1 protein-coding gene and 1 pseudogene are annotated in these 1,727 nt (G+C 61.0%); one reads left to right on the top strand and one right to left on the bottom strand.

What is annotated here, in order from left to right; genetic code table 11:
- Positions 1 to 306 (top strand): annotated as a pseudogene (locus AC630_RS48160) (phenylacetate--CoA ligase family protein); the annotation flags it as partial.
- 565 nt (positions 307 to 871) lie between these two features.
- On the opposite strand, the gene AC630_RS41915 reads toward AC630_RS48160, so the two are convergent.
- Positions 872 to 1,727, bottom strand: an 856-nt coding sequence (locus tag AC630_RS41915) for an ABC transporter substrate-binding protein (protein WP_074124299.1), incomplete at its 5' end; no start/stop codon positions are given.

The raw sequence follows: 1,727 nt of genomic DNA, 5'->3' as shown, positions 1-1,727 counted from the left end.
CGAATAAAGGGTTGGCTGGGTAGATCTGACGAAAGTACCAAGGTGAAAGGAATGTTCGTTCGGCCCGAGCAGATAGTCGAGATCGGTCGGCGACACAAAGAAATTCAGCGAATGCGCCTGGTTGTGACCAGGTGGGCTGATGCCGATCAAATGACCTTGCAGGTCGAAGCGCCATCTTTGAGCGATGCTGATCGCGGGAAGCTCGAGAACACACTGACGTCAGTGACAAAACTTCGCGGGACGGTTGCTTCAGTCCCGCCAGGATCGCTTCCCAGAGATGGAAAGCTGATCTCGGATGAGCGCTAGCTCCGTCGCGGCCTTGTAGCTTGCGCATGCGATCGCGTACGACACTGTAGCCGCCAGCAAACCGCGCCCCTTGAGCTCACGCCGCAGCTGCTCGGCCGTGAGCGCAAGATTAGCCACCAGTCGTTCGCCCAAATCGGATTCGAAGTGGTCTACGATTCCCGACCTTGGTGCCCGCTTTTGTAGACCGGCGGCTCAGCCCTTTGGTGATGTTAGGCCTGACTGTCGTTCTGTCGACAGCAGGTTGCCTGGCGGTTGCGCTGATCGTAAGCCCCCGCTGAAACTCCTAGTCCCCCACATCTCGGATATGCATCCGGCGAAGCACTCGCCCGACAAGTGCTCGGTGCAAAGCCTGGAAGCAGCGGGGCGCACGTTGTTGAAGTATCTCTACTTGCACTGAGCGGGCCATTATGTTGTGCGTGCTCTTCAGAAAGCCGTAATCGGCTGGCCGTCCGCCCCGACCAGGCTCGACGGCGCTTCGCCGAACACCAGGCCGTCGGGGGGGCGGCTCGCTCACACAAAGCCAGCCATGTGTATGGCGGGCTTTGTCCGATCGATCTGTCCGCGTCTATTCGCTGCCGACCTCGCCGGTGATGATGTCGCCGAACAGCCTCCAGCTTTCGCCTTCGAAGCGCATTAGCTGTTCCTGCTCGATCGGGCGGAAGTCGGCCGGCCCGGTGTTGATCTTGATGCCGGGCAGGATCATCTTCGGCGCGAAATTCTTCAGGCTGGCGGCCTGCTTCATGACGTTCTCGCGCGAGAGGTCATCGCCGCATTGCCGGAGCACCTGCGCCAGCGTCTGCGCCGCGGCGTAGCCATAGACGTGATTGCCGTTGGTCTTGTCGCCATCCGGCATGTACTTGTCCATGAAGACGCGCCATTCCTTGGTCTCGGCATCGTCGTTCCAGGCCGGGTCGGTCGGGTCCTTGAGGTAGGCTACCGAGATGATGCCCTGCGAATGCTCGACGCCTGCGGCGCGCATCACTGATGCAACCGACGTCGCCGTGCTGGTCAGGAAGAAGGCCGGTTTCCAGCCAAGCTCGGCAACCTTCTTGATGGTCTGCGCCGCGCCCTTCGGTGCTGCCCAAGTGAACAGGATGTCGGCGCCCGAAGCGCGCAGCGCCACGATCTGCGAATCCAGCGTCGGATCGCTCACTTCGTAGGACTTGTCGGCGACGATCATGCTGCTCGCCTTGTCGCCGAGGCCGTCGCGCAAGCCCTTCAACGCGTCTTTGCCGGCGTCGTCGTTCTGCCAGAGCACCGCGATCTTGCCGTTCGGGAACTTGTCGAGGATGTATTTGGCGTAGATGCGCCCCTCGCTCTGGTAGTTCGGCTGCCATCCCATCGTCCACGGGAAGTTCTTGGGATCGCCGAAGCGCGTTGCGCCGGAAGCGATGAAGAGGTGAGGGACCTTCTTGGAGTTG

The sequence above is a fragment of the Bradyrhizobium sp. AS23.2 genome, assembly GCF_001908185.1.
Classification (GTDB): domain Bacteria; phylum Pseudomonadota; class Alphaproteobacteria; order Rhizobiales; family Xanthobacteraceae; genus Bradyrhizobium.
This window is presented reverse-complemented; position numbering and strand designations above follow the sequence as displayed.